The sequence below is a fragment of the Streptomyces sp. NPDC007095 genome (assembly GCF_040634475.1).
In the GTDB taxonomy this organism is placed as follows: Bacteria; Actinomycetota; Actinomycetes; order Streptomycetales; family Streptomycetaceae; genus Streptomyces.
Genome location: NZ_JBEYFS010000191.1, coordinates 1 through 23,415, shown reverse-complemented (window position 1 = coordinate 23,415; position 23,415 = coordinate 1). Strand labels below are relative to the sequence as shown.

General features: G+C 69.8%; 18 protein-coding genes. 3 read left to right on the top strand and 15 right to left on the bottom strand.

The genetic code is table 11. The features are described from left to right. Positions 1–233: 233 nt before the first annotated feature. The 5 genes from ABZ656_RS43515 to ABZ656_RS43495 form a co-directional block, all read right to left on the bottom strand. Positions 234–1,073, bottom strand: coding sequence for a carbohydrate ABC transporter permease (locus ABZ656_RS43515; RefSeq protein WP_101405807.1), 840 nt, complete (start codon positions 1,071–1,073; stop codon positions 234–236). Further along, on the bottom strand, positions 1,070–2,428 hold the full coding sequence (locus ABZ656_RS43510) for an ABC transporter permease subunit (protein WP_101405806.1): 1,359 nt from the start codon (positions 2,426–2,428) through the stop codon (positions 1,070–1,072). The genes ABZ656_RS43515 and ABZ656_RS43510 overlap by 4 nt, the downstream gene beginning before the upstream one ends. A 5-nt stretch (positions 2,429–2,433) precedes the next feature. Then, positions 2,434–3,759, bottom strand: a complete 1,326-nt coding sequence (locus tag ABZ656_RS43505) for an extracellular solute-binding protein (protein ID WP_101405805.1) — start codon at positions 3,757–3,759, stop codon at positions 2,434–2,436. A 69-nt stretch (positions 3,760–3,828) separates the two neighbouring features. After that, entirely contained in the window at positions 3,829–5,466 is a 1,638-nt protein-coding gene (locus ABZ656_RS43500) for a glycoside hydrolase family 13 protein (RefSeq protein WP_101405804.1), read from the bottom strand. 199 nt (positions 5,467–5,665) lie between these two features. After that, positions 5,666–6,937 (bottom strand): ABC transporter substrate-binding protein, encoded by a 1,272-nt coding sequence (locus ABZ656_RS43495; protein WP_360276079.1) that lies wholly within the window; start codon positions 6,935–6,937, stop codon positions 5,666–5,668. Positions 6,938–7,114: 177 nt separating this feature from the next. On the opposite strand from ABZ656_RS43495, the gene ABZ656_RS43490 reads away from it, so the two are divergent. From ABZ656_RS43490 to ABZ656_RS43480, 3 genes are read left to right on the top strand one after another with little or no spacing between them, the layout of a single operon-like run. Further along, positions 7,115–7,630, top strand: a complete 516-nt coding sequence (locus tag ABZ656_RS43490) for a PadR family transcriptional regulator (protein WP_101405802.1) — start codon at positions 7,115–7,117, stop codon at positions 7,628–7,630. Beyond that, the gene (locus ABZ656_RS43485; RefSeq protein WP_360276076.1) at positions 7,627–8,373 is read left to right on the top strand and encodes an ABC transporter ATP-binding protein; all 747 of its coding nucleotides are present in this window, start codon (positions 7,627–7,629) and stop codon (positions 8,371–8,373) included. The genes ABZ656_RS43490 and ABZ656_RS43485 overlap by 4 nt, the downstream gene beginning before the upstream one ends. Before the next feature lie 5 nt (positions 8,374–8,378). Then, positions 8,379–10,670 carry an FtsX-like permease family protein gene (locus ABZ656_RS43480; protein WP_101405800.1) on the top strand — a complete coding sequence of 764 codons (2,292 nt, stop codon included), beginning with the start codon at positions 8,379–8,381 and terminating at the stop codon, positions 10,668–10,670. A 207-nt stretch (positions 10,671–10,877) separates the two neighbouring features. Here the strand turns inward: ABZ656_RS43480 and pgi are convergent, their stop codons facing one another. The 10 genes from pgi to yvcK all read right to left on the bottom strand — a co-directional run bounded on the left by pgi (position 10,878) and on the right by yvcK (position 23,394). Further along, complete coding sequence (pgi, locus tag ABZ656_RS43475) at positions 10,878–12,530, bottom strand: glucose-6-phosphate isomerase (RefSeq protein ID WP_360276073.1); 1,653 nt, start codon at positions 12,528–12,530, stop codon at positions 10,878–10,880. A 72-nt stretch (positions 12,531–12,602) separates the two neighbouring features. Further along, positions 12,603–13,871: an MFS transporter gene (locus ABZ656_RS43470; RefSeq protein ID WP_360276070.1), complete on the bottom strand. Its 1,269-nt coding sequence runs from the start codon at positions 13,869–13,871 to the stop codon at positions 12,603–12,605. Between the two features lie 175 nt (positions 13,872–14,046). Further along, the gene (locus ABZ656_RS43465; protein ID WP_075026247.1) at positions 14,047–14,382 is read right to left on the bottom strand and encodes an RNA polymerase-binding protein RbpA; all 336 of its coding nucleotides are present in this window, start codon (positions 14,380–14,382) and stop codon (positions 14,047–14,049) included. A 236-nt stretch (positions 14,383–14,618) separates the two neighbouring features. Then, on the bottom strand, positions 14,619–14,855 hold the full coding sequence (secG, locus tag ABZ656_RS43460; protein WP_006373292.1) for a preprotein translocase subunit SecG: 237 nt from the start codon (positions 14,853–14,855) through the stop codon (positions 14,619–14,621). Between the two features lie 125 nt (positions 14,856–14,980). Further along, positions 14,981–15,757 (bottom strand): triose-phosphate isomerase, encoded by a 777-nt coding sequence (tpiA, locus tag ABZ656_RS43455; protein WP_101405797.1) that lies wholly within the window; start codon positions 15,755–15,757, stop codon positions 14,981–14,983. 6 nt (positions 15,758–15,763) lie between these two features. After that, a complete protein-coding gene (locus tag ABZ656_RS43450; RefSeq protein WP_101405796.1) occupies positions 15,764–16,975 on the bottom strand; it encodes a phosphoglycerate kinase in 1,212 nt (403 codons plus the stop codon). 130 nt (positions 16,976–17,105) lie between these two features. Beyond that, a complete protein-coding gene (gene gap, locus ABZ656_RS43445) occupies positions 17,106–18,116 on the bottom strand; it encodes a type I glyceraldehyde-3-phosphate dehydrogenase (protein WP_101405795.1) in 1,011 nt (336 codons plus the stop codon). Positions 18,117–18,306: 190 nt separating this feature from the next. Beyond that, positions 18,307–21,264 carry a M14 family zinc carboxypeptidase gene (locus ABZ656_RS43440; RefSeq protein ID WP_360276064.1) on the bottom strand — a complete coding sequence of 986 codons (2,958 nt, stop codon included), beginning with the start codon at positions 21,262–21,264 and terminating at the stop codon, positions 18,307–18,309. Between the two features lie 163 nt (positions 21,265–21,427). Further along, positions 21,428–22,417: a DNA-binding protein WhiA gene (gene whiA / locus ABZ656_RS43435; RefSeq protein WP_010987695.1), complete on the bottom strand. Its 990-nt coding sequence runs from the start codon at positions 22,415–22,417 to the stop codon at positions 21,428–21,430. Continuing rightward, a complete protein-coding gene (yvcK, locus tag ABZ656_RS43430; protein ID WP_360276084.1) occupies positions 22,408–23,394 on the bottom strand; it encodes a uridine diphosphate-N-acetylglucosamine-binding protein YvcK in 987 nt (328 codons plus the stop codon). The genes whiA and yvcK overlap by 10 nt, the downstream gene beginning before the upstream one ends. Positions 23,395–23,415 lie beyond the last annotated feature (21 nt).

Sequence of the window (23,415 nt, the reverse complement as noted above, 5' to 3'; positions counted from 1 at the left end):
CAATGATCGAGCATGACGGCGAGGCCCGGGACCTGTGTGCCCACGGCCGCTCCCGCACCCTGTGGCTCCTGGACGCGGCAGCGGCCTCCCGGCTGCCACGCTCGCTGTACCCGCCGGCTTCGGCCTGAGCCGTATCCGGGGCTTGGCCCCAGACCCCGTTCGCGCAGTTCCCCGCACCCCTGAAGAGGGGCGCGGGGAACTGCGCGAGTCTTTTGGCGGGGGCGAGAAGCCCGTCACTTCACCGACCCGGCCATCACCCCCTGCACAAAGTGCCGCTGGAACGCGAAGAACACCACCACCGGAACGATCAGCGACAGGAACGCCCCCGGTGCCAGCACATCGATATTGCTGCCGAACTGCCGTATCTGGGACTGGAGTTCGACCGTCAACGGCTGCGAGGAACTGTCGGCGAACAGCAGGGCGACCAGCATGTCGTTCCACACCCACAGGAACTGGAAGATGGCCAGGCTCGCGATGGCCGGACGTCCGACCGGCAGTACCAGCCGGGTGAAGATGCGCCACTCGCTGCCTCCGTCCATCCGGGCGGCCTCCAGCATCTCCTTCGGCATCTCCGCGAAGTAGTTGCGCAGCAGGAAGATGGCGAACGGCAGCCCGTAGGAGACGTGGAAGAGCACGACACCGGGAATCGTGCCGAACAGCCCCAGCGCACCGAAGAGTTTGGCGACCGGCAGCAGCCCGATCTGAACCGGCACCACCAACAACGCCACCACGACAAGGAAGATCGTGTCCCGGAAGGGGAACTCCAGCCAGGCGAAGGCGTATCCGGCGAGCGCCGCGATCACCACGACGAGGACGGTGGCCGGCACGGAGATCAGCACGGTGTTCCAGAACGCCCGCGTCATCCCCGCATTGCCCAGAAGGGCGGAGTAGTTGTCGAAGGAGAGCTGACCGGGGCTGGTCAGCGCCGTCCACCAGCCTCCCTTGGCGGTGTCCTGCGCCGAGCGCATCGAGGAGAGGAAGAGCCCTGCGAGCGGGGTGACCCAGACCAGGCCGACGATCACCAGGAACGCCTGCACCAGGCCGTTGCCGAGCCCCCGCCTGAGCGCGTTCATCGTTGACTCCTTCGGAAGCGGCGGACGTTGAAGACCATGGCGGGGACGACCAGGAGCAGGAGGAGCACACCGAGTGCGCTGCCCAGGCCCTGGTTGTTGCCGCCGCCGAAGGACACCAGCCACATCTGGGTGGCGAGCACGGTGGCGTCCTCCTGCACCGGTCCGGGCGCGATGATGTAGACGAGGTCGAAGACCTTCATCACGTTGATCACGAGCGTGACGAAGACCACGGTGAGCACGGGTGCCAGCAGCGGCACGGTGATCCGGCGGAAGATCTGCCACTCGTTGGCGCCGTCCATCCGGGCCGCCTCCAGCGCGTCGCGCGGCAGGGCTGCGAGTCCGGCGCCGATCAGCACCATGGCGAAGCCGGTCCAGATCCACAGGTACGCGCCGATGATGGCGGGGGTGACCAGCGCAGGACCGAGCCAGGACACACCCTCGTACGGCGGGCTGAAGTTCGACGCGGGCAGCCGCACGGTGTACGAACCGGAGTCCAGCCCGAAGAAGCGGAAGGAGCCGTCGGCCGCGGTGGTCGTGCTCGCGACCGTCTTCCCGTCGCGCGCCGCCTCGACCTTCATCTCGGGCAGTCCGCTCTCCCCCCGGTCGACCTGGCCCTGTTTCCCTCCCCCGCCGGGTGTGAAGTCCAGGTAGACGACACCGCGCAGCTCGTCGCGGGCCGCCTTCTGCCCTGCGGCCGCGTAGGCGGGCTTAGCGTCCTTCGGCAGGTCCTTGGGGAGGACGCCGACGAGCCCGAGGCCGACGGTGTGGCCGGGCGAGGCGGAGGCGGTCGTACGGTACGAACCGTCGGCGCCCTTGGTGAGGCCCTGGCCGTCGCGGGCGCGGGCGGTCGGATAGGACGAGGTTCCCTCGAACGCGTCGTGGACGCCGACCACGGCGGCGTTCAGGACACCCTTGTCGGGGTCCTCGTCGTACGCCAGCCGGAAGATGATGCCGGCGGCCAGGAAGGAGACCGCCATGGGCATGAAAAGCAGCAGCTTGAACGCGGTGGCCCAGCGGATCTTCTCGACCAGGACGGCGAGCACCAGGCCGAGCCCGGTGAGCAGCGTCGGCGCGACGACGACCCAGATGGCGCTGTTGCGTACGGCCTTGAGCGTGGCCGGGTCGCGGAACATCTCGGTGTAGTTGTCGCCGCCCACGAACCGGCTGCCGGAGGCGTCGAAGAAGCTGCGCCCCACGGAGAAGACCACGGGGTAGACGACGAGCGCGCCGAGCAGGAGCAGGGCGGGCAGGACGAAGACGAGGGCGACGATCCGGCCGCGGCGCCTGGCGCGCCGTCTGTGGTCGGCCGTGCCGACGGCCGGAGGGCTCGCCTCTTTCACGAGGGTGGCGGTCATGGTGATCAGCCCTGGTACGCCTTGGCCGCGGCCTTCTCCAGTTCGGCCGCGGTCGCCTTCGGGTCCGAGGGGTCACGGAGGAAGTCCTGGAGGATCTTCCACTCACCGGCGCCCTTGGTGCCGCCGAACGCGGCGGGGGCCTGGTCGGACATGTCGAAGCGGACCGAATCCCCGGCGGCGACCAGGGACTTGGCGGTCTCACGGGTGATGTCGTCGCTGTAGGAGGCGAGGTCGAGCTTCTTGTTCGGGGAGAGGAAGCCGCCCGCCCCGGCCCAGACGGCGGCGGCTTCAGGGGTCGCCAGGTACTCCAGGAACGTCATGGCGGCCTTCTGGTTCTTGCCGTCCTTGAGGACCACGGCCGCGTCGCCGCCGCTGACCACCGGCGCCTTGCCGCCGTCGACCGCGGGGAAGGGGAAGAAGTTCGCGTCCTGGCCGATCTTCTTGCCGAACTGGTCCTTGGCGACCCCGGCGACGAAGTCGCCCTCGTAGACCATGCCCGCCTCGGGCTTGGGTCCGAAGACCTTCTCGACGGAGCCGGGGAAGTCCGTGTTCAGGGCCCCCTTCTGGCCGCCGGCTATCAGTTGCTTGTCCTTGAAGAGCTTGCCGAGGGTGGTGAGCGCCTTGACCACGGTCGGGTCGGTCCACTTCAGCCGGTGGGCTGCCAGGGCGTCGTACTTCTCGGGGCCCGCCTGGGAGAGGTAGACGTTCTCGAACCAGTCGGTGAGCGTCCAGCCGTCCTGTCCGGCGACGGAGAAGGCGGCGAGGCCCGAGTCGGAGACGGTGTGTCCGGCCTTCAGCATGGCGTCGTACGTGGTCGGCGGCTTGACACCGGCCTGGTCGAGCGCGTCGGGGCTGTACCAGACGGTCGACTTGTGGGCGGCCTTGAAGTAGAGGCCGTAGAAGGTGTCGCCGACGCTGCCGTACTTCTTCCAGACGCTCGCGTAGTTGGCGTCGACGGACTGTTCGGTGGTCTTGGAGAGCGGCTTGAGCCATCCCTCCTTCGCGAACTGCTGGAGGACGCCGACCTGCGGGACCATCACCACGTCGGGGGCGTTGCCGCCCTCGATCTTGCTGCCGACGACCGTGGAGACGTTGTCGCCGGTGGAGACGAACTGGGTCTTGGCGCCCGTCTTCGCGGTGAAGGCGTCCAGGACCTTCTGGAAGTTCTTCTGCTCGCTGCCGGACCAGACACCGGCCACGGTGATCGTCTGGCCGCTGAGCGACTTACCGCCGCCTCCGGCGGCTACGGGCCCGCCTCCGCAGGCGGTGGCGCCGAGGGCCAGGGCGAGGGCGGTGCAGCTCGCGAGCAGGGTCGTACGTCGTCGCATCATCGTTGATGTCCCTTTCAGGGCAGGGGAATTGACGGAAACCAGAGGAACGGAAAGCAGAGGAGGGGACGGTCAGGGATTCGTGCAGTCGCTGATCCACCAGGCGGCCGTCGAGCCGGGCAGCACGCCGGCCGGACAGGGGCCGCTGGACAGCAAGGGGGTGCCGGAGACCGGTGCGGGCGTCGGGGCCGCGTCGAAGTTGACCGCGCACACCAGGCCGTCGTCGCGGACGAAGGCGAGGACGCCGGGGGGCGCCTGAAGCCAGCGCAGCGCGCCCTCACCCAACTGCGGGAGTCCGGCGCGCAGCTGGAGCCCGTCGCGGTAGAGGTGCCAGAAGGAGCGGGTGTCGGCGAGCGCGCGGTCGGTGGCGTACTCGGCGAAGTAGGCGGGTTGCGGCAGCCACGGCTTGGCGCTCTCCGCGCCCGAGGTGAAGCCGAACGGCGAGGTGTGCCCGGACCAGGGCAGCGGCACCCGGCAGCCGTCGCGGATACGGGCGCGGCTTCCCGTGCGGCGGAAGATGGGGTCCGTCAGCACGTCGTCGGGCAGGTCGACGACCTCGGGCAGCCCGAGTTCCTCGCCCTGGTAGATGTACGCGGCTCCGGGCAGCGCCAGCATCAGCAGTGCGGCGGCGCGGGCACGGGCCGTACCGAGGCCGCTGCCCTCGGTGCCGAGCTCGCCATAGCGGGTGACGGTGCGGACCTGGTCGTGGTTGTTGAGGACCCAGGTGACCGTCGATCCGGTGCCGGCTATGTCCTGCATCGCCTCGGAAATGACCTTGCGGAAGGCGTCGGCGTTCCAGGGCGCGCTGAGCAGGTCGAAGAAGAAGGCCTGGTGGAGCTCGTCCGGGCGTACGTACTGGGCGTGTTCGCGGGCCGTCGGTACCGAGACCTCGCCGACCAGCAGCCGGTCGCGGCCGTCGCGCCCGGTGTACTCCTCGCAGACGGACCGCCAGTGGCGCCACACGTCGTGCACCTCGGGCCGGTTCCAGGCGAGCGGGTTGACCGAGTCGCGGGTGCGGGCATCGGCCTCAGGGTCGGGCGAGTCCGGCAGGTCGGGGTGCTTGAAGAGGCCGGCGGCGACGTCGATGCGGAAGCCGTCGACGCCTCGGTCGAGCCAGAACCGCAGCACGTGGTCGAAGTGCGCGCCGACCTCGGGGTTGCGCCAGTTCAGGTCGGGCTGCTCGGACGTGAACATGTGCAGGTACCACTGGCCGGGGTTGCCGTCCGCCTCGGTGACTCGGGACCAGGCGGGTCCGCCGAACATGGCGTGCCAGTTGTTGGGCGGCTCGGCGCCCTCCGGGCCGCGTCCGTCGGCGAAGTGGAAGCGGGCGCGGGCCGGGCTGCCCGGCTCCGCCGCGAGCGCGGCCCGGAACCACGGGTGCTCACTGGAGCAGTGGTTGGGGACGATGTCCAGGAGCACCTTGACGCCGAGGCGGCGGGCGTCGGTCATCAGCAGGTCGAACTCGGCGAGGTCGCCGAAGAGCGGGTCCACGTCGCAGTAGTCGGCGACGTCGTAGCCGTGGTCGTGCTGCGGCGAGGGGTAGAAGGGGCTCAGCCAGATGCCGTCGACACCGAGCTTCTTGAGATACGGCATGCCCGCGCGAACCCCGGCGAGATCGCCGATGCCGTCACCGGTGCTGTCCAGGAAGCTGCGGACGTACACCTGGTAGATCACTGCGTCGCGCCACCAGCGGTGCGTGTTGAGGGTCACCCGTTGGACCTGTCTGTGCGTGCCTGTTGTTATGCATGCATGTTAAGTAGGCGTGTCGCACGGGTGTCAACGAGTAGGCAGCAACAACCGGGAAGTTGGGCAGCTATATGCAGACTTTTCGGGCACAGAACCCGGAGATGGGATGCTCCCGTTACCTAACAAGTAACTATCGGGGTGCCGACAGGGCACCGCCGGGGCGCTACCGGCGTGAGATGGCCGCCAGCTCGCGCGCCAGCCGCCGTACCGCCGCGGAAGGCGTCTCGTGCCCCGTCATCGCGTCGTGGACCACGGCCTGCACGACCAGGCTGACCTGGTCGTAACGCGGGCTCTTGGGGCGTGGGGCGGCCGCGAGGACGCTGGCGCGCAGCGTGGGCAGATAGGGGAACTCCCGGATCAGCTCCGGGTCCTGGTACAGCGCCGCCCGTACGGGCGGCAGCGCACCCTTGGTGAGGACCTGGCGCTGCGCCCGCTCGGTCGTGAGGTACGCGATCAGGCGCGCGGCCGAATCGGGGTGCCGCGCATGCGTGTTGACGGCCAGGTTGGAGCCGCCCAGCACGCTCGTGCCCGGTCCCTCGGGTCCGGGCAGGGGGACCGCGCCGACCTTCCCGGCGACCGCCGATCCCTTGCCGGAAGCACCGACGTAGGCGTAGGGCCAGTTGCGCAGAAAGAGGAGGTGGCCGTCCTGGAAGGCCTGTTTCGACTCCTCTTCCTTGTACGTCAGCGCCTTCTTCGGAATCCAGCCGTCACGCACGCCGTCGGCGAGGAACCCGATGCCCTCGCGGGCCGCCTCGGAGTTCACGGTGACGCGCTCGCCCTCGTCGCCGAGGATCGTGCCGCCCGCCGAGTAGACCGCCTCCGCCGCGTTCACGGTGAGACCCTCGTAGGGCAGGAACTGGCCGGCGTAACCGTCGAGTCCGTACTTCGGGGCGATGGTCCTCGCCTGCCGCTCCAGCTCGGCCCAGGTCCGCGGCGGCGCGACGCCCTCCCTGGCGAGGACGTCCTTGCGGTACAGGAGGAGTCCCGCGTTGGTGACGTACGGGACCGCGTACAGCCTTCCGTCGTACGTCGCCGTGTCCACGACCGGCGGCAGGAAACTACGGAGCGGGAAGCGGCCGCGGTCCAGCGGAGAGATCCAGCCCGCGGCGGCGAACTCCGAGGTCCAGGCGACGTCGATGTTGAGGACGTCGAAGCGGCTTCTGCCACCGCCGCGCAGGTCGGTCGTCATCTGCGCGTGCGTCTCGTCGGCGGAGTCCGGGAGCTCGACGAGGGTCACCTTCTCGCCGGGGTGGGTACGGTTCCACCCTTCGAGCAGTGGCCCCAGATAGCCGGTGAGGTCGCCCGCGGTCGCCAGGGTGAGCGGGCCGCGACCGGCGCCGTGCGCCCCGTCGGCGGGGGTGCCGGAGGTGACGTATCCGGTCAGGACCACCGCTGCGACCAGGAGGCCCCTACCGGCGGCACGTATCCACCGCATAGGTTCCTCCCTGTACACCGGCGTCGGGCACCTTCGCCCGGCGTCAGTGGCCATGTATACCTGTTAGGTATGGGCGATACTAGGGCCTGCGACACATTGGCCTCCGGCCGCATCGACCGGGCGACGGCCTGACATCGGTGCGCGGCACATGACAAGGATGCGGGGAGGAGAGCACGGGTGCGGCTGCCCCTCCTGGCCCTGCTGGCGCGAGGCCCGGCCCACGGGTACGAACTCAAGCAGGACCTTGAGCAACTGCTGGGCTCCGCGTACCCTCAGCCCAACGTCGGCCAGATCTACGTCACGCTCGGCCGCCTCGAGAAGACGGGACTGATCGAGGGCGAGGAAGTCGAACAGTCGAGCCGGCCCAACAAGAAGATCTACCACCTCACCGACACCGGGCGCGAAGCGCTGCAGGCCTGGTACCAGGAGACGGCGGACGAGCCTCGGGTACGGGACGAGTTCTTCATGAAACTCGCGCTCGCCCCGACGACCGGCCTGGCCGACCAGATCGCCCTGATCAACAGGCAGCGGCGGCAGTATCTGAACACCATGCGCAACCTGTCGAAGCTCGCCGCGGCCGAGGACCGGGACAACCGCATCTCCCAGCTGCTGATCGAGGGCGCCATGCTGCACCTGCAGGCCGATCTTGACTGGCTGGAGCGCTGCCAGGAGGAACTGGAGGATCTGGAATGAGCCACACCGGTCCTTTGCTGCGCGCCGAGGGCCTGGTCAAGACCCACTACGGCGAGGGCGCTCCGGCGTATGCCGTACGCGGAGTGGATCTTGCCGTGCGCCAGGGCGAGTTCGTGGCCGTCACCGGCCCGTCCGGCGCCGGCAAGTCGACGCTGCTGCATCTCCTCGGCGGCCTCCAGCGGCCCGACTCCGGCAGCGTCTGGCTGGACGCAGAATGCACGGACGCCTACAGCGAGGCGCGCTGGGCGGTGGAACGGCGACGGCGCATCGGCATCGTCTTCCAGTTCTTCAACCTGGTCTCCAATCTGTCGGTCGCCGACAACGTGGAGCTGCCCGCCCTGCTCGCCGGGGTCTCCCCCAAGCGGGCGCGCGCCGAGCGCGAGCGGCTGCTGTCCGAGCTGGGCCTGGAGGGCAAGGGACGCAGCATGCCGGGTGAGCTGTCCGGCGGCGAACAGCAGCGCGTCGCCCTGGCCCGGGCGCTGGTCAACCAGCCGTCCCTGCTGCTGGCCGACGAACCCGCGGGCAGCCTGGACAGCAAGGGCACCCGCGAGGTGATGCGGCTGCTGTCCCGCTTCCACCAGCGCGGTCAGACCATCGTGCTCGTCACCCACGACGCCCGGCTCGCCAGCGCCGCGGACCGCGTGATCAGCTTCTTCGACGGCCGCATCGCCGACGACGCGGAACTCGACGGCACGCCGTCACACGGCGCCGGGATATCCGGCGTGCTGGAACTGAGGGACTGAGCAGCGTGCGGGCCACTCTGCGCTGGGCGCATGCCGATCTGCGCACGCATCGGGGCGAGGCGCTGTTCATCGTGCTCGCCACCGCGGGAATCGTCGCCTCGCTGCTGCTCGCCGCGGCACTCTTCGGATACGCGACGAACCCCTGGCAGCGCGTCTTCACGCAGTCGCACGGCGCCCATGTGTGGATCCACACCGGCGCGTCCGCCGACGCCGGGCGGCTCGCGCGGCTGGACGGCGTCGAGTCCGTGGCGGGCCCGTACCGCACCGCGTCCGCCACCGTCGAGTCACGCGGCACCCGTGCCTATGTCGAGCTGCGCGGCGCCGTCGAGCCGCCCGCCACCGGTCGGCCGCTGCTCGTCTCCGGTCACTGGCTCGACCGCGCCCGGCCCGACGGAGTCGTCCTGGAGGACAGCCTCGCCCGTGCGCTGTGGGCCGAGCCCGGAGACACCCTCACCGTGCCCGGCACCGCACGCACCCTGACCGTCCTGGGCGTGGCCGACAGCGCCGAGTCCCGCTACCGTCCCGGCGAGCGCTCGGGGGTCGTCTGGGCGCTGCCCTCCGCGGTGTGGGGCGCGGACGGGCGTACGGGCCAGGTCATCGGTCTGCGTCTGACCGATCCCGGCGACACGGACTACGCCGTGCAGCGCGCGGTGACGGCGCTCGGCTCCGGCGCGGTCACCCAGGTGTCGAACTGGCAGCAGGCCCGCGCCGAGGCCCAGGGCGACAACCGGCTGCTGGGACAGGTCCTCGGCCTGTTCGGCCTCGGCGCGCTCCTCGCCGCCGCGCTCGCCGTGTACGGCGCGATCGGCACCCGTATCCGCGGCCATCTGCGGGACATCTCAGTACTGAAGGCGATCGGGTTCACGCCCGCTCAGGTGGTGCGCATCTTCCTGATCCAGCACGTGGTGTACGCGTCGCTGGGCGCCCTGGTCGCCGCCACGCTCACCCAGGCGCTGGGGAGCAGGATCCCCGGCCGTCTCGGCGACGCCTTGGGCGTCTGGCAGGGACTGCCCGGACACACCGCGACACTGTTGGCGGTACCGGTGGCCGCGGTGCTCTTCATCGGCGCGACGACCGGGATCGCGGCGTGGCGGGCGGGCCGGGTGCCCCCCGTACCGGTGCTGCGGGCCGCGGCACCGCCGGCCGGCCGCCTGTCGGGCGTGGCCCGCCGGGCGCTCGGACTGCGGCTGCCCCCCGCGCTCGTGCTGGGCTGGCACCAGGCGTTCCCGCGGCGGCCGCGCTCGCTGGCCACGGTCGCCCGGCTCGCCCTGCCACTGCTGCTGATCGTGGTCGCGCTGAGCGCGTGGACCACCATCGACCGCTTCCACAGCGAACCCGAGCGGATCGGCCTCGCGGCCGCGCTCACCGCGCACCCGGACGAGAGCCTCGGCGATCCGGCAGCCCGCGCCCTGCTCGCCCGCAACGCACAGGTCACCGCCGTGCACCCGGGCGCCGAGGTGGCCGCTCTGGTTCCGGGCCAGACGGCGACGATCGCACTGCGCGGGCTCGGCACGCACCAGGACCCGTACCCGTTCACGCTGGCCGAGGGCCGCCCGGCCCGCGGGCCCGACGAAGCGGTGGCCGGTCAGGGGCTGCTCGACCTGCTGGACGTACGCGTCGGGGACTGGGTGCGGATGACCGTCGGCGCGCGCCCGCAGATCCTGCACATCGTCGGCCGCAGCATCGAACCGGAGAACGGCGGCCGCGTCATCTCCACCTCGCTCGACACCTTGCGCGAGAACGACCCGGAGCTCCGCCCGACCCTCTACCAGCTCCAGTTGCGCCCCGGCGCCGACCCGGGCAAGGTCGCCGCCGAGCTGACCGCGGCCGGGCACGGGCACCTGGACGTGCACGCCGTGACCAACCCGGCCGACGGCCTCTCGCCGCTGCGCGGCGTCGTCGTCGGGCTGATCGCCGTGCTGGCCCTCATCGGGCTCATCGAGCTGCTGACCGCGATCGGCGGCACCGTGCGCGAGGGCGAGCGGGATCTGCTGGCGCTCAAGGCCATCGGGCTGTCCCCGCGGCAGATCACAGCGGTCACCGTCACAGGCACCGCCTGCACCGCGCTGGCAGCGGTCCTCGCGGGTACGGCGCTGGGGCTGCCTCTGGCGCACTGGCTGATCGACGCCCAGGGCAAGTCGAGCGGGATCGGCGCCGGTATCGCCCGGGGGCCGTCCCCCCTCCTGCTGTCGCTGTTCGGTCTGGCCGCGGTCCTGGGTGCCGCCGCCCTCGCCGCGTTCCCCGCGGGCCGCGCCGCCCGACGACGGCTCGCCGACACCCTGAGCGCGGTGGCCTGAGCCCGGGACCGGAGCGCCGTCAGAACCCGTGCCGGTTGTGTTGGTTGTACGGGTTCTGCGGTCCTTGGTACGGGTTCCGCGATCCTTGGTCGTACGGGTTCCGCGGCCCCGGCGCACCCGAGCCTTCATCTGCATGATCGCCCGGAATTCTACGGGAAGCGGGCGGACTCCCGCCGCCCGCTTTCCGTGACCCACGTGCGTCCGCGCCTACCGGCCGCGCAGCTCCCGGTACTTCGCGACGAGCGCCTTCGTCGACTCGTCCAGGCCCGGCACCTGCGCACCCTCGGTCAGCGCGGGTTCGACCCGCTTGGCGAGGACCTTGCCGAGCTCGACACCCCACTGGTCGAAGGAGTCGATGTTCCAGACAGCTCCCTGGACGAACACCTTGTGCTCGTAGAGGGCGACCAACTGGCCGAGCACCGACGGCGACAGCTCCCTCGCGAGAATCGTCGTCGTCGGGTGGTTGCCCTTGAACGTCTTGTGCGGGACCAGTTCCTCGGCCACGCCCTCGGCGCGCACCTCGTCCGGCGTCTTGCCGAAGGCGAGGGCCTGGGTCTGCGCGAAGAAGTTCGCCATCAGCAGGTCGTGCTGGGCGACCAGACCCGGCAGCAGATCGGCGACCGGCTCGGCGAAGCCGATGAAGTCCGCCGGGATCAGCTTCGTGCCCTGGTGGATGAGCTGGTAGTAAGCGTGCTGCCCGTTGGTGCCGGGCGTCCCCCACACGACCGGGCCGGTCTCCCACTCCACGTCGTGCCCGTCGCGCTCCACGGACTTGCCGTTGGACTCCATGTCCAGCTGCTGCAGATACGCCGTGAACTTCGAAAGGTAGTGCGAGTACGGCAGCACCGCATGCGACTGGGCGTTGTGGAAGTTGCCGTACCAGATGCCCAACAGGCCCATCAGCAGCGGCACATTGCTCTCGGCGGGCGCGGTGCGGAAGTGCTCGTCGACGAGGTGGAACCCGTCGAGCATCTCCCGGAAGCGGTCCGGCCCGATCGCGATCATCAGGGACAGACCGATCGCGGAGTCGTACGAGTAGCGTCCGCCGACCCAGTCCCAGAACTCGAACATGTTGGCCGTGTCGATACCGAAGTCGGCGACCTTCTCGGCATTGGTCGACAGCGCCACGAAGTGCTTGGCCACGGCCTCCTGACCGGCCTTCAGCTCGGTCAGCAGCCAGTCGCGCGCGGAGGTCGCGTTGGTGATCGTCTCGATGGTGGTGAACGTCTTCGAGGCGATGACGAACAGCGTCTCGGCCGGGTCGAGGTCACGGACGGCCTCGTGCAGGTCGGCGCCGTCCACGTTCGACACGAAGCGGACCGTGAGGTCGCGGTCGGTGAAGGAGCGCAGCACCTCGTAGGCCATCGCCGGGCCGAGGTCGGAGCCGCCGATGCCGATGTTCACGACGTTCTTGATGCGCTTGCCGGTGTGGCCGGTCCACTCGCCGGAGCGGACCCGCTCGGCGAAGTCGGCCATCTTGTCGAGCACGGCGTGCACGGCCGGGACGACGTTCTCCCCGTCGACCTCGATCACCGCGTCGCGCGGGGCGCGCAGCGCCACGTGGAGCACGGCCCGGTTCTCGGTGACGTTGATCTTCTCGCCGCGGAACATGGCGTCCCGCAGCCCGAAGACGTCGGTCGCCGCTGCCAGCTCGCGCAGCAGCCGCAGCGTCTCGTCGGTGACCAGGTGCTTGGAGTAGTCGACGTGCAGATCGCCGACCTGAAGGGTGTACCCCGCTCCGCGCCCGGGGTCGGCTGCGAACAGGTCCCGCAGATGGGTCTTGGCGAGCTCCTCGCGGTGCTTGGCCAGAGCGGTCCACTCGGGCGTCTGGTTGAGCCTGGCACGGCTGTCTGCGTTCATCTCTGGCTTCCGCCTTCTTTCCTGCGTGTGCTGCTGCTTGCCTCGCCCCACTGCCGGTCCCAACCTAATTGATCAGGGCTTGACGTGAGCTGTCGTAGCGCCGTCGTCCGGCTCAACAACAGATACGTCCGGCAGATGCGCGGGTATCAGCGAGGTGACGGCGAGCCCGAAGAGGACGGCCGCGAACAGCGCGGGCCCGTTCAGCCCGTAGGCACCCGCCACGGTGCCGCCGAGCAGGGCGCCGAGCGGGGCCCCGGAGGTGGAGGCGGTGCGGAACGCGGAGCTGACGCGGCCCACCATGGCTGCCGGGCTGCGCTGCTGCATCAGCGTGACCTGGTTGACGTTCCACACCATGCCCATCAGTCCCAGCAGTGCCATGCCCACGAGGAGTGCACCCAGGTGGCGGACGGTGCCGAGGAGTACCAGGGCCGCCGTCTGGACGCATCCACACAGGAACAGGCTCCGCACCCGTCCGATCCGGCGCGCGATCCACTGGGCCGGCACTCCCCCGGCCAGGGATCCGGCCGAGTAGGCCGTCATCGCGGCCGCGAAGCCCACGTTTCCGGCGTGCAGCCAGCCGGTCACGTGCAGGACCAGCGTGGCGATCAGGGCCCCCATGCCGATGTTGCACAGCAGTGTGGCCATGCAGACCGCGCGCAGCACCCTGTCGTGCCACAGGGTGCGCACTCCTTCGGCCACCTCCGCCCGCAGGGTGCTCCCGGCCGCCCGGGGCTCCCGCTCGGGCGCCCGGATCCGCAGGGAGGCCACGAGGGCCGCGGCCAGCAGATAGGTGAGCGCGTCGGCCGCGAACGGCGCGGCGGCCCCGAGGGTGAGCAGCAGCGGCACGAACGGGCCGGCCAGGAAACCGCCGGCGAACTGCTGGCCGGTCATCAGCCGGGCATTAGCGCTGCCCAGGGCCTCTTTGTCCACCAGGGAGGGCAGCAGGGCCGTGGACGCGTTGTCGAACAGCGTCTGGAGGGTGGTCAGGGCGAAGGCGAGCATGATCAGCAGGCCGATCGTGGCGTGGCCTAGCCCGACGGCGAGGGCGAAGCAGGCCACCAGCCCGCCGCGCACGGTGTCGACGGCCCACATCGCCCGCCGCTGGTCCACCCGGTCCGCGACCGCGCCGCCCAGCAGCCCGAAGAAGAGCCAGGGGAGGTAGCCGCAGGCCGTGACGGAGGCGATGACGAGCGGATCGTCCGTGAGCCGCACGGCGAGCAGCGGCAACGCGGCGGTGCGCAGGGCGTCCCCGAAACGCGACACCACCGCCGCGCTCCACAGGCGCCCGAAGCCCCCGCGCCACGCGGGTGCCCGCACCCCCGCCGCCTCGACCGTCGCCACAACGCCCCCTCTGGTTCCGCCACTTCAAGAACCGTAGAGGGCACCACTGACAATCGGCTCGCGGCAGCGCCGCGGGCGCTTCGCAACCGGGTCGGCACGACGGTGCGCCCGTGCGCGACCCGGCGTACGAAACGCATCCGGCCAGGCACCACGGTGCCCGGCCGGTTCTCAACCCCTAGATTTCGCCCCGCAGTTTGGCGAGCGCCTCGGCGAGGATCGCCTCGCCGTCCGCGTCGCTGCGCCGCTCCCGTACGTACGCGAGGTGCGTCTTGTACGGCTCGGTGCGCGGCGGGTCCGGCGGGTTGTCCTGGTCCTGTCCGGCGGGAAAGCCGCAGCGCGGGCAGTCCCATGTCTCGGGAACCTGCGCGTCGCTGGCGAAGCTGGGCACCGTCTCGTGCCCGTTGGAGCACCAGAAGGAGATGCGCAGCCGCGGCGCGGACTCGCCGCGCTCGGCCTCGCCCATCGGCCCCGCCCCGACCCGGCTTCCTCGGATCGCGTTGCCACTTGCCACGGTCGTAACTCCCTGCGTGATGGTGCCGCGAAGCGAGTCGGCGTGACGCTTCGCTGCGAGCGCCTCAGTCTACGTAAGGCCCAACGCGCGTCCAGTGATTGGAGTTACACCCCGGCCCCTAGACGCAAGCCCCATGATAGGCCGCGCCTGGGGGCGCGTACCGGACATGGGGCCTTACGTGCGGATTGTGCTTGCGTAATGTGCAGTTGTGCTGCTGTACCGATGCCGGTCGGTGATCAGTTGTTGACCTTCATCAGGATGCCGAGCACGACAATGGACGCGAACCAGAGCAGACCGATCACCACGGTGATGCGGTCGAGGTTGCGCTCGGCGACCGAGGAGCCACCGACGGACGACTGCATGCCGCCACCGAACATGTCGGAGAGACCGCCGCCCTTCCCCTTGTGCATCAGCACCAGCAGCATCAGCAGCAGGCTGAAGACGATCAGGGCGATCGAGAACCCCAAAACCACGGCTGGACCAACTTCCTCGGAACTGAATGGACGACGGGGGCCGAAGCCTACTGGGTGAGCACCTCAAGCCCACTCCGAAGGCCACGACCCCCGCAAGGGTACGACGAATCGCCGCTAGCGCATACTTACTGGTCGCGGAAGCGGACGATCTTGACGAACTCGTCGGCGTCCAGGGAGGCACCGCCGACCAGGGCGCCGTCGATGTCGGGCTTCGCCATGATCTCCGCGACATTGCCGGACTTCACGGAGCCGCCGTACTGGATGCGGACCTGGTCGGCCACTTCCTGGGAGTACAGCTCGGCCAGCCGGGCGCGGATCGCCGCGCAGACCTCCTGGGCGTCGTCGGAGCCGCAGACCTTGCCGGTGCCGATGGCCCAGACCGGCTCGTACGCGATCACGATCGACTCGGCCTGCTCGGCCGGGACGTCCTTGAGACCCCCGTCGACCTGGGAGAGCGTGTGCGTGACGTGGCTGCCCGCCTCGCGGATGTCCAGTTCCTCGCCGACGCACAGGATCGGGGTCAGGCCGTGCTTGAAGGCGGCCTTGACCTTGGCGTTGACGATCTCGTCGGTCTCGTTGTGGTACTGCCGGCGCTCGGAGTGGCCGATCGCCACGTACGTGCACTTCAGCTTGGACAGCATCGGGCCCGAGATCTCGCCGGTGTAGGCACCGGAGTCCTGCGCCGAGAGGTCCTGCGCGCCGTACTTGATCTTGAGCTTGTCACCGTCGACCAGGGTCTGCACGGAGCGCAGGTCGGTGAAGGGCGGCAGGACGGCGACCTCACAGGCCTCGTAGTCCTTGTCGGCCAGAGCGAAGGCAAGCTTCTGGACGTGCGCGATGGCCTCGAGGTGGTTGAGGTTCATCTTCCAGTTGCCCGCCATCAGCGGCATACGGGTCGTCATGCGGGGTCAGTCCTCCAGTGCGGCGAGGCCGGGGAGCGTCTTGCCCTCGAGATATTCGAGAGAGGCGCCGCCACCGGTCGAGATGTGACCGAATGCCTTCTCGTCGAAGCCCAGGATGCGGACGGCCGCGGCGGAGTCGCCGCCGCCGACGACCGTGAAGGCCGGGGATTCGACGAGGGCCTGGGCGACCGCCTTGGTGCCCTCGGCGTAGTCGGGGTGCTCGAAGACGCCCATCGGACCGTTCCAGAAGACGGTGGCCGCGTCGGCGAGCTTCGAGGCGTACAGCTTGCGGGTCTCCGGACCGATGTCCAGGCCCTCCTGGTCGGCCGGGATGGCATCCGCGGCGACGGTGGTGGGGTTGGCGGGGGCCTTGGTCTTGAGGTCCGGGAACTCCGGAGCGACCAGGACGTCGACGGGGAGGACCAGCTCGACGCCGTTCTTCTCCGCGCGGTCCATGTACTCCTTGACGGCCGGAACCTGGTCCTCCTGGAGGAGGGAGATGCCGACCTCGTACCCCTTGGCCTTGAGGAAGGTGTACGCCATGCCACCGCCGATGAGCAGACGGTCGGCCTTGCCGAGCAGCTGGTCGATGACGGCGAGCTTGTCGGAGACCTTGGCGCCGCCGAGCGCGACGACGTAGGGGCGCTTGACGTCCTCGGTGAGCTTCTTCAGGACGCTGACCTCGGTGGCGATGAGGTAGCCCGCGTAGTGCGGAAGGCGCGCCGGGAGGTCGTACACGGAGGCGTGCTTGCGGTGCACGGCACCGAAACCGTCGCCTACGTAGACATCGGCCAGGGCGGCGAGCCGGTCGGCGAACTCGCCGCGCTCGGTGTCGTCCTTGGACGTCTCGCCCGGGTTGAAGCGCAGGTTCTCGATCACGGCGACCTGGCCGGGCTGGAGGCCGTTCACGGCGTCGTGGGCGGCGGGGCCGACGGTGTCCTGAGCGAACGCCACGGGGGCGCCGAGCAGTTCACCGAGACGCTCGGCGGGCTGCAGCAGGGAGAACGCCGGGTCCGGGGCGCCCTTGGGGCGGCCCAGGTGCGAGGCGACGACCACCTTGGCGCCCGCTTCGGCGAGGGCCTTGATGGTGGGCAGGACGGCGCGGATACGGCCGTCGTCGGTGATGAGGCCGTCGGCCAGCGGCACGTTCAGGTCGGCGCGGACGAAGACCCGCTTGCCGTCCACGCCTTCGGCGAGAAGTTCGTCGATCGTCTTCATGAAGGGACTCCTAGGAGGGCTCTGTGTTGTCCGGGAGGGCTGATCGATCCGTGCACAGAGCAGGGCTCGGACAACGCGGCTGTGCGCTGCCCGAGCCCTGCTCTCACATCAGAGGTGCCTGCTCCGGGACTTAGAGCTGGCCGCCGACGAAGACCGTGAGGTCGACGAGGCGGTTGGAGTAGCCCCACTCGTTGTCGTACCAGCCGAGGATCTTCACCGAGTTGCCCTCCTGAACCATCGTCAGGGAGGAGTCGAAGGTGCAGGAGGCCGGGTCGCCGACGATGTCCGAGGAGACGATCGGGTCCTCGGTGTACGACAGGTAGCCCTTGAGGTCGCCGTCGTCGGAGGCCTTCTTGAACGCGGCGTTGACCTCGTCCTTGGTGACCTCGCGCTGCAGCTGCACGACCAGGTCGGTGGCCGAACCGGTCGGGACCGGGACACGCATGGCGATGCCGTCCAGCTTGCCCTTGAGCTGCGGGAGGACCAGGGCGGTGGCCTTGGCGGCACCGGTCGTGGTCGGGATGATGTTCTCGGCGGCGGCGCGGGCGCGGCGCAGGTCCGAGTGCGGGAAGTCCAGGATGCGCTGGTCGTTCGTGTACGCGTGGACCGTCGTCATCAGGCCCTTGACGATGCCGAAGTTCTCGTCGAGCACCTTGGCCATCGGCGCCACACAGTTGGTGGTGCAGGAGGCGTTGGAGATGATGTTGTGCTGCGCCGGGTCGTACTTGTCCTGGTTGACACCCATCACGATGGTGATGTCCTCGTCCTTGGCCGGAGCCGAGATCAGGACCTTCTTGGCACCGCCGGCGATGTGCTTCTCGGCGTCGGCCTTCTTGGTGAAGATGCCGGTCGACTCGATGACGATGTCGACGCCCAGCTCGCCCCACGGGATGTCGGCGGGGTTGCGCTCGGAGAGCACCTTGATGGTGTGGCCGTCGACGGTGATCGTGTCGGCGGTGTGCGACACCTCGGCCTTGAGGCGGCCCAGGATGGTGTCGTACTTCAGCAGGTGAGCGGTGGTCGCGGTGTCACCCAGGTCGTTGACAGCCACGATCTCGATGTCAGCACCCTGCTCCAGCAGCGCGCGGAAGTAGTTACGACCGATGCGGCCAAAGCCGTTGATGCCTACGCGGATCGTCACGAACCGATCTCCTCGTTAGGTACGCCGACTCAGTGCCGGCGAGTTGTATGGGATGTCCCCGACCGCCTACGACCCTACCTCCCTGAGGCGTCTGCGGTGACATCCAGATGCCCCATACACGGCAGGGTGTTCCGTACCCACCAGTAGGGGTACGGAACACCCTCGATGTTGACGAGATAGTCACACAGGGTTAGCTCTTCAGCGCCCCGAGCGCCTTCTTGATGAGGGCCGCGCGGTCGGCCGCCGCGGTGACGTGCTCCAGGCCGAAGCCCAGTAGCACCGTGTCGTCCGTGGTGATGCCGCCGTACGTCTTGAACAGCTCTCCGTAGCGCGCCCAGTCCTTGAGCACGGAGGGGCTGCCCGCAGGCGGTCCGGAGGCGCTCCAGGGCCCGAGGGAGGTCTCGAAGCCCTCGGTCTCGGTGGCCGCCCCGCCGACGACGAGGGAGGCGTTGTCCGCGAGGACGCCGTGACCGCCGGTGTTCGGGTCGGTGATGTAGCTCAGTGACACCTCGACCGACTTGCCGGCGTACGCACTGAGGTCGAAGTTGACCTGCTGCCAGCCGCTGGAGGCGCCGGTGAAGCTGTTCCACGCCCCGCTGGTACCGGTGTTGGCGCAGCCGGTGGAACTCACCGTCAGGTACCGCTTGAGGAACGGGTGCTCCCTGACCAGGAATCCGGCCTCGCACTCCGCGGGGACCGCGGTGCTGGTGGCGCCGCCCGCCTCGGGGAGCGTCGTCCAGTCGTCGGCACCGGTGGTGTGGGCCTCCAGCACCGCGTGGTCGTAGCCGGGCTCGGTGTCCCACAGGAGCTGGGTGCGCAGCGTCGGCTTGTCGGCGGCGCTGACACCGGTGAGGTCGATGGTCCGGGTGAGACGCTTGTAGGCGTCGTCGGTGTGCACGGCGGCGGCCATGTACGAGCCCGCGTAGGGCCCGTACGGGTTGACGGTCCCGGCGAACTGGCCCGCTCCCGCGCTCGACCCGAACTGCGGGTACTGCGCGGGCGCCAGCGAGTCCGAGGTGACGCCGTAGGTACCCGCCGTGTTCAGCGGATTGCCGGGCGCGTCGCCGAGCGCTCCCGTGAAGCCGGTGAGCTTTCCGGAGCCGGCGAATCCGTTGGCCCCGGGAGTGGACGTACGGGAGTAGGCACCCAGGTAGTACTGGCTGAAGTCGTTCGAAAGGGTGCCGCCGCCGAGGTCGACGTTGCCGCCGGCCTGCTCGCCCGCCTCGATCAGTTTGCCGCCCTCGTTGAGAAAGGCGCGCAGTTGGAGCTGGGTGGCGTTGCCCGGCCGTGCGGCGCCGGTGTAGTGGACGACCGTCTTGAAGTGGTCGAGCACGCCGAGCGCGTCGGGCGCGCCCAGGGCCGCCACGTCCCAGACGAGGGGCTTCCTGCCGTTGGCCTTCAAGGCATCGACGTAGGCCTGGGACTGCGTGGCGGTCGCGCCCTCCTCGGCGACGACCAGCGTGTCGGCACTGGGCCGCTGGGCCACGGTGTACGTGAAGTGCGTACTGGAGGTCTTCTTGCCGCTCCTGGTCTTACCGGTGAACCACACCTCGACCTTGTCACCGGGGTCGCCGTCCTTCACCTTGGCGCGGTACTCGTCGAAGTAGAGGTTGTCCTTGCCGCCGTAGGTCTCGCCGCCCTTCCAGGCCTTGAGCGCCATGTCCAGCGTACGGCCGCCGTTGACGCGGTACTTGAGCTCCTTGTCGCGTACGGACTTGCGGACGACGACGGAGACCGTCTGGTCGGCGCCACGGGAGTACGACGTCGTGAAGGTGGCCGGGGTGAAGTCGGGCGCGTCGAGGCCCACCGAGGACGACGGCTGGTCGGGGTGGGCCGCGGTCTCGGCGACGGAGAGCGCGAACGGGACGTTCTTCTCGAACTCCTGCTCGATCAACTTCTCGTCGTCCGGGAAGGTGAAGACCGAGGCGCAGTCGGCCGCGTTCCAGGCGTCGTTCGGATCGAGGTCCGAGGCGGTCTGGCAGGTCGACATCTCGGGGGTGAACATCGCCATGCCGTTGACGTTGCCCGCGTGGCCGTCCGCCTCGCCGTTGGTCGTGTAGAGCTCCGAGGAGACCTGGGGGTGGTAGCCCGGGATCGCGGAGTTCTCGGGGGTTCCGGCGAGCGCCTTGTAGAGCACGTCGTCCGGGGTGGGCGTCGCCACCTGCCAGCCCACTCCGTAGAGGAGCAGTTCGGCGGCGGAGTGGTAGTTGATGCCGTACGTGAAGCCGATCCGCTTCTCGAAGGCGTCGAGCGCCTTGGTCTCGGGCTCGGAGCCGGGGCTCGCGCCGCGGTAGGTCTCATTGGTGGGGTTGGGTGACGAACCCTCGTCGTCGTAGCCCCACTTGTAGGCGAAGTTGCGGTTGAGGTCGACACCGTCACCGGTGGAGATGACCCCGTCGCCGTTCACGTCCCGCAGGTTCTTGCGCCACTGGCGGGCGTCGGCGTCCTTGAACGTGTAGTCGTAGCCGTCGGGGTTGGCCGACAGGACGAACCACAGCTCGGTGGAGTCGACGATCTTCTTGATGCGTTTGTCCGTGGAGTAGTTGTCCAAGTAGTAGTGCATCAGACGCCGTGTCATCTCCGGCGTGATCCACTCGCGCGCGTGCTGGTTGGACATGTACAGCACGGACGGCTTGGAGCCGTCCTTGGTCTTCTTCGCGCCCTTGGTCAGTTTGAGCGCGAGGATGTCCTGGCCGTTGACCGTCTTGCCGAGGGAGACGACCTTGGTGAGGTCGGGGTGGGCGGCACCGGTCTTGACGATCTCCTCCTGGAGATTGCCCTTGCCGCTGTACGGGCGGAACACGCCCTGGGCCGCGTTCTCCACCCGCGCCTCGGCCTTGGCCGTCAGGGTGTGCTCGGTGAGGTGGACGCCCTGCTTCTCCAGCTTCTCGGCCTGCTGGTCGGTCACGTAGACCTCGACCGCGCTCCTGCCGTTCTTCCACGTCGTGTCGCCGAGTTCGTGGCCGTCCTGCCCGGCCGCGAGCAGCAGGGGTACCTGCTGCTTCGCGATCTCCGCGTGGAACACCTTCACGGCGTTCGCGTCGGGCTTGGGTGAACCGCCGTTCTGCGCCTGGGCGATGGGCGCCATGCCCGCACCGCCCAGCAGGAGCGCGCCCGTAGCGAGGATCGCTCTCGCTCTTCGTCTCATGAGCCCCCCTTGCGTGAGTCCGCCACAGCAGCGAACAGATGCCAGGCTCATGACACTTCATGGTCAAGTCAAGGGTGCCTCACAGGAACGCAAACGCCGGTGCCGATGTCCCAAGTGGGCATCGGCACCGGCGTGTTGGGCGTCTGTCGATCGATCGGACCGATCAGCCGGCGAGGTTGTCCGCCATCTCCTCCGTGAGGTTCGACTCCGTCCCGGGGATGCCGAGATCCTGGGCCCGCTTGTCGGCCATCGCGAGCAGCCGCCGGATACGGCCGGCGACGGCGTCCTTGGTCAGCGGCGGGTCGGCGAGCGCGCCCAGCTCCTCCAGGGAGGCCTGCTTGTGCTCCATGCGCAGCCGTCCGGCGGCCGCGAGGTGCTCGGGCACCTCGTCCGCGAGGATCTCCAGGGCACGCTGCACGCGGGCCCCGGCGGCGACGGCGGCACGGGCCGAGCGGCGCAGGTTGGCGTCGTCGAAGTTGGCGAGCCGGTTGGCCGTGGCGCGGACCTCGCGGCGCATCCGCCGCTCCTCCCAGGCCAGCACCGACTCGTGCGCTCCGAGGCGGGTGAGCAGCGCGCCGATCGCGTCTCCGTCACGGACGACCACGCGGTCCACGCCGCGCACCTCGCGGGCCTTCGCGGCGATCGAGAGCCGACGGGCGGCGCCGACGAGCGCGAGCGCGGCCTCCGGACCCGGGCAGGTCACCTCCAAGGAGGAGGAGCGGCCCGGCTCGGTGAGCGAGCCGTGCGCCAGGAAGGCCCCGCGCCAGGCCGCCTCGGCGTCGCAGGTGGCCCCCGAGACCACCTGCGGCGGGAGGCCCCGGATCGGGCGGCCCCGGCCGTCCACGAGCCCCGTCTGGCGGGCCAGCTGGTCGCCGCCCGCGACGACCCGTACGACATACCGGGAGCCGCGGCGCAGACCGCCGGGCGCCATCACGATCAGTTCGGAGCTGTGGCCGAAGATCTCCAGAATGTCCCGCTTCAGCCGGCGCGCCGCCATCGCGGTGTCCAGCTCCGCCTCGATCACAATCCGGCCGCTCACCAGGTGGAGGCCGCCGGCGAACCGCAGAATGGCGGAGACCTCCGCCTTTCTGCAGCAGGTCCGGGTGACGGGGAGCCGGGAAATTTCATCCTTCACCGCTGCCGTCATCGCCATGGGCCGATCCTTCCATGCATCCGAAAAATACGGTCGTACGCGGCGGCCAACAGCTCCGGGTCGTGCCGAGGAGATCCGTCGGTCCGGGCCACCGGCGCCAGCTCGACCGCGGCGCCGAACCGCTTGGCGGCGTCGGCGAGTGAGTCGCGATCGGGCACGGCGGCCTCGTCGGCCAGCACCACGTCCAGGGCGAGTTTAGGGGCGTGTCGTCCCAAAACCTCCAAATGACGCTGCGGGGAGAAGCCCTCGGTTTCTCCGGGCTGCGGGGCGAGGTTCAGGGAGAGTACCCGGCGCGCCTTCGTCTCGGTGAGCGCATCGAGGAGCTCGGGCACGAGAAGGTGCGGAATCACCGAGGAGAACCAGGAGCCGGGGCCGAGGACCACCCAGTCCGCGTCGAGGACCGCCGCCACGGCCTCGGGGACGGCCGGCGGGTCGGCGGGGACGACGTGCACGGACTGCACCTCACCGGGGGTGAGGGCCACGGTCGCCTGTCCCCGTACCGTGTCCACGTCCTCGGGCCGCTCCGGGTCGTGCCCCTTGACCAGGGCCTGGAGCTCCAGGGGTACGGCGGACATGGGCAGCACCCGGCCGTGCGCGCCGAGGAGCCTGCCGACCAGGTCCAGGGCCTGGACATGGTCGCCGAGCTGTTCCCACAGAGCGACGATCAGCAGATTGCCGACCGCGTGCTCGTGCAGATCGCCCTGGGACTGGAAGCGGTGCTGGATGACGCGGGCCCAGGTCTGGCCCCAGTCGTCGTCGCCGCACAGCGCGGCCAGGGCCTTGCGCAGGTCGCCGGGCGGCAGCACGCCCAGCTCGTCGCGCAGGCGCCCGCTGGAACCGCCGTCGTCGGCCACGGTGACGACGGCGGTGAGGTCGCCGGTGATCCGGCGCAGCGCGGCGAGCGAGGCGGACAGCCCCATGCCGCCGCCGAGGCCCGTCACGCGTAACTCGCCTTCGGCGCCGCGGTATCCGTGCATGACCACGTTGGTGGCCAGCTC

What these genes read in the sequence shown, in the direction of transcription:
- ABZ656_RS43515 (WP_101405807.1), bottom strand. Translation starts at nt 1,073, where the DNA reads ATGAACGCGCTCAGGCGGGGGCTCGGCAACGGCCTGGTGCAGGCGTTC.
- ABZ656_RS43450 (WP_101405796.1), bottom strand. Translation starts at nt 16,975, where the DNA reads ATGAAGACGATCGACGAACTTCTCGCCGAAGGCGTGGACGGCAAGCGG.
- tpiA (WP_101405797.1), bottom strand. Translation starts at nt 15,757, where the DNA reads ATGACGACCCGTATGCCGCTGATGGCGGGCAACTGGAAGATGAACCTC.
- whiA (WP_010987695.1), bottom strand. Translation starts at nt 22,417, where the DNA reads ATGGCGATGACGGCAGCGGTGAAGGATGAAATTTCCCGGCTCCCCGTC.
- yvcK (WP_360276084.1), bottom strand. Translation starts at nt 23,394, where the DNA reads ATGCACGGATACCGCGGCGCCGAAGGCGAGTTACGCGTGACGGGCCTC.
- ABZ656_RS43440 (WP_360276064.1), bottom strand. Translation starts at nt 21,264, where the DNA reads ATGAGACGAAGAGCGAGAGCGATCCTCGCTACGGGCGCGCTCCTGCTG.
- pgi (WP_360276073.1), bottom strand. Translation starts at nt 12,530, where the DNA reads ATGAACGCAGACAGCCGTGCCAGGCTCAACCAGACGCCCGAGTGGACC.
- ABZ656_RS43495 (WP_360276079.1), bottom strand. Translation starts at nt 6,937, where the DNA reads ATGCGGTGGATACGTGCCGCCGGTAGGGGCCTCCTGGTCGCAGCGGTG.
- ABZ656_RS43510 (WP_101405806.1), bottom strand. Translation starts at nt 2,428, where the DNA reads ATGACCGCCACCCTCGTGAAAGAGGCGAGCCCTCCGGCCGTCGGCACG.
- ABZ656_RS43505 (WP_101405805.1), bottom strand. Translation starts at nt 3,759, where the DNA reads ATGATGCGACGACGTACGACCCTGCTCGCGAGCTGCACCGCCCTCGCC.
- ABZ656_RS43485 (WP_360276076.1), top strand. Translation starts at nt 7,627, where the DNA reads ATGAGCCACACCGGTCCTTTGCTGCGCGCCGAGGGCCTGGTCAAGACC.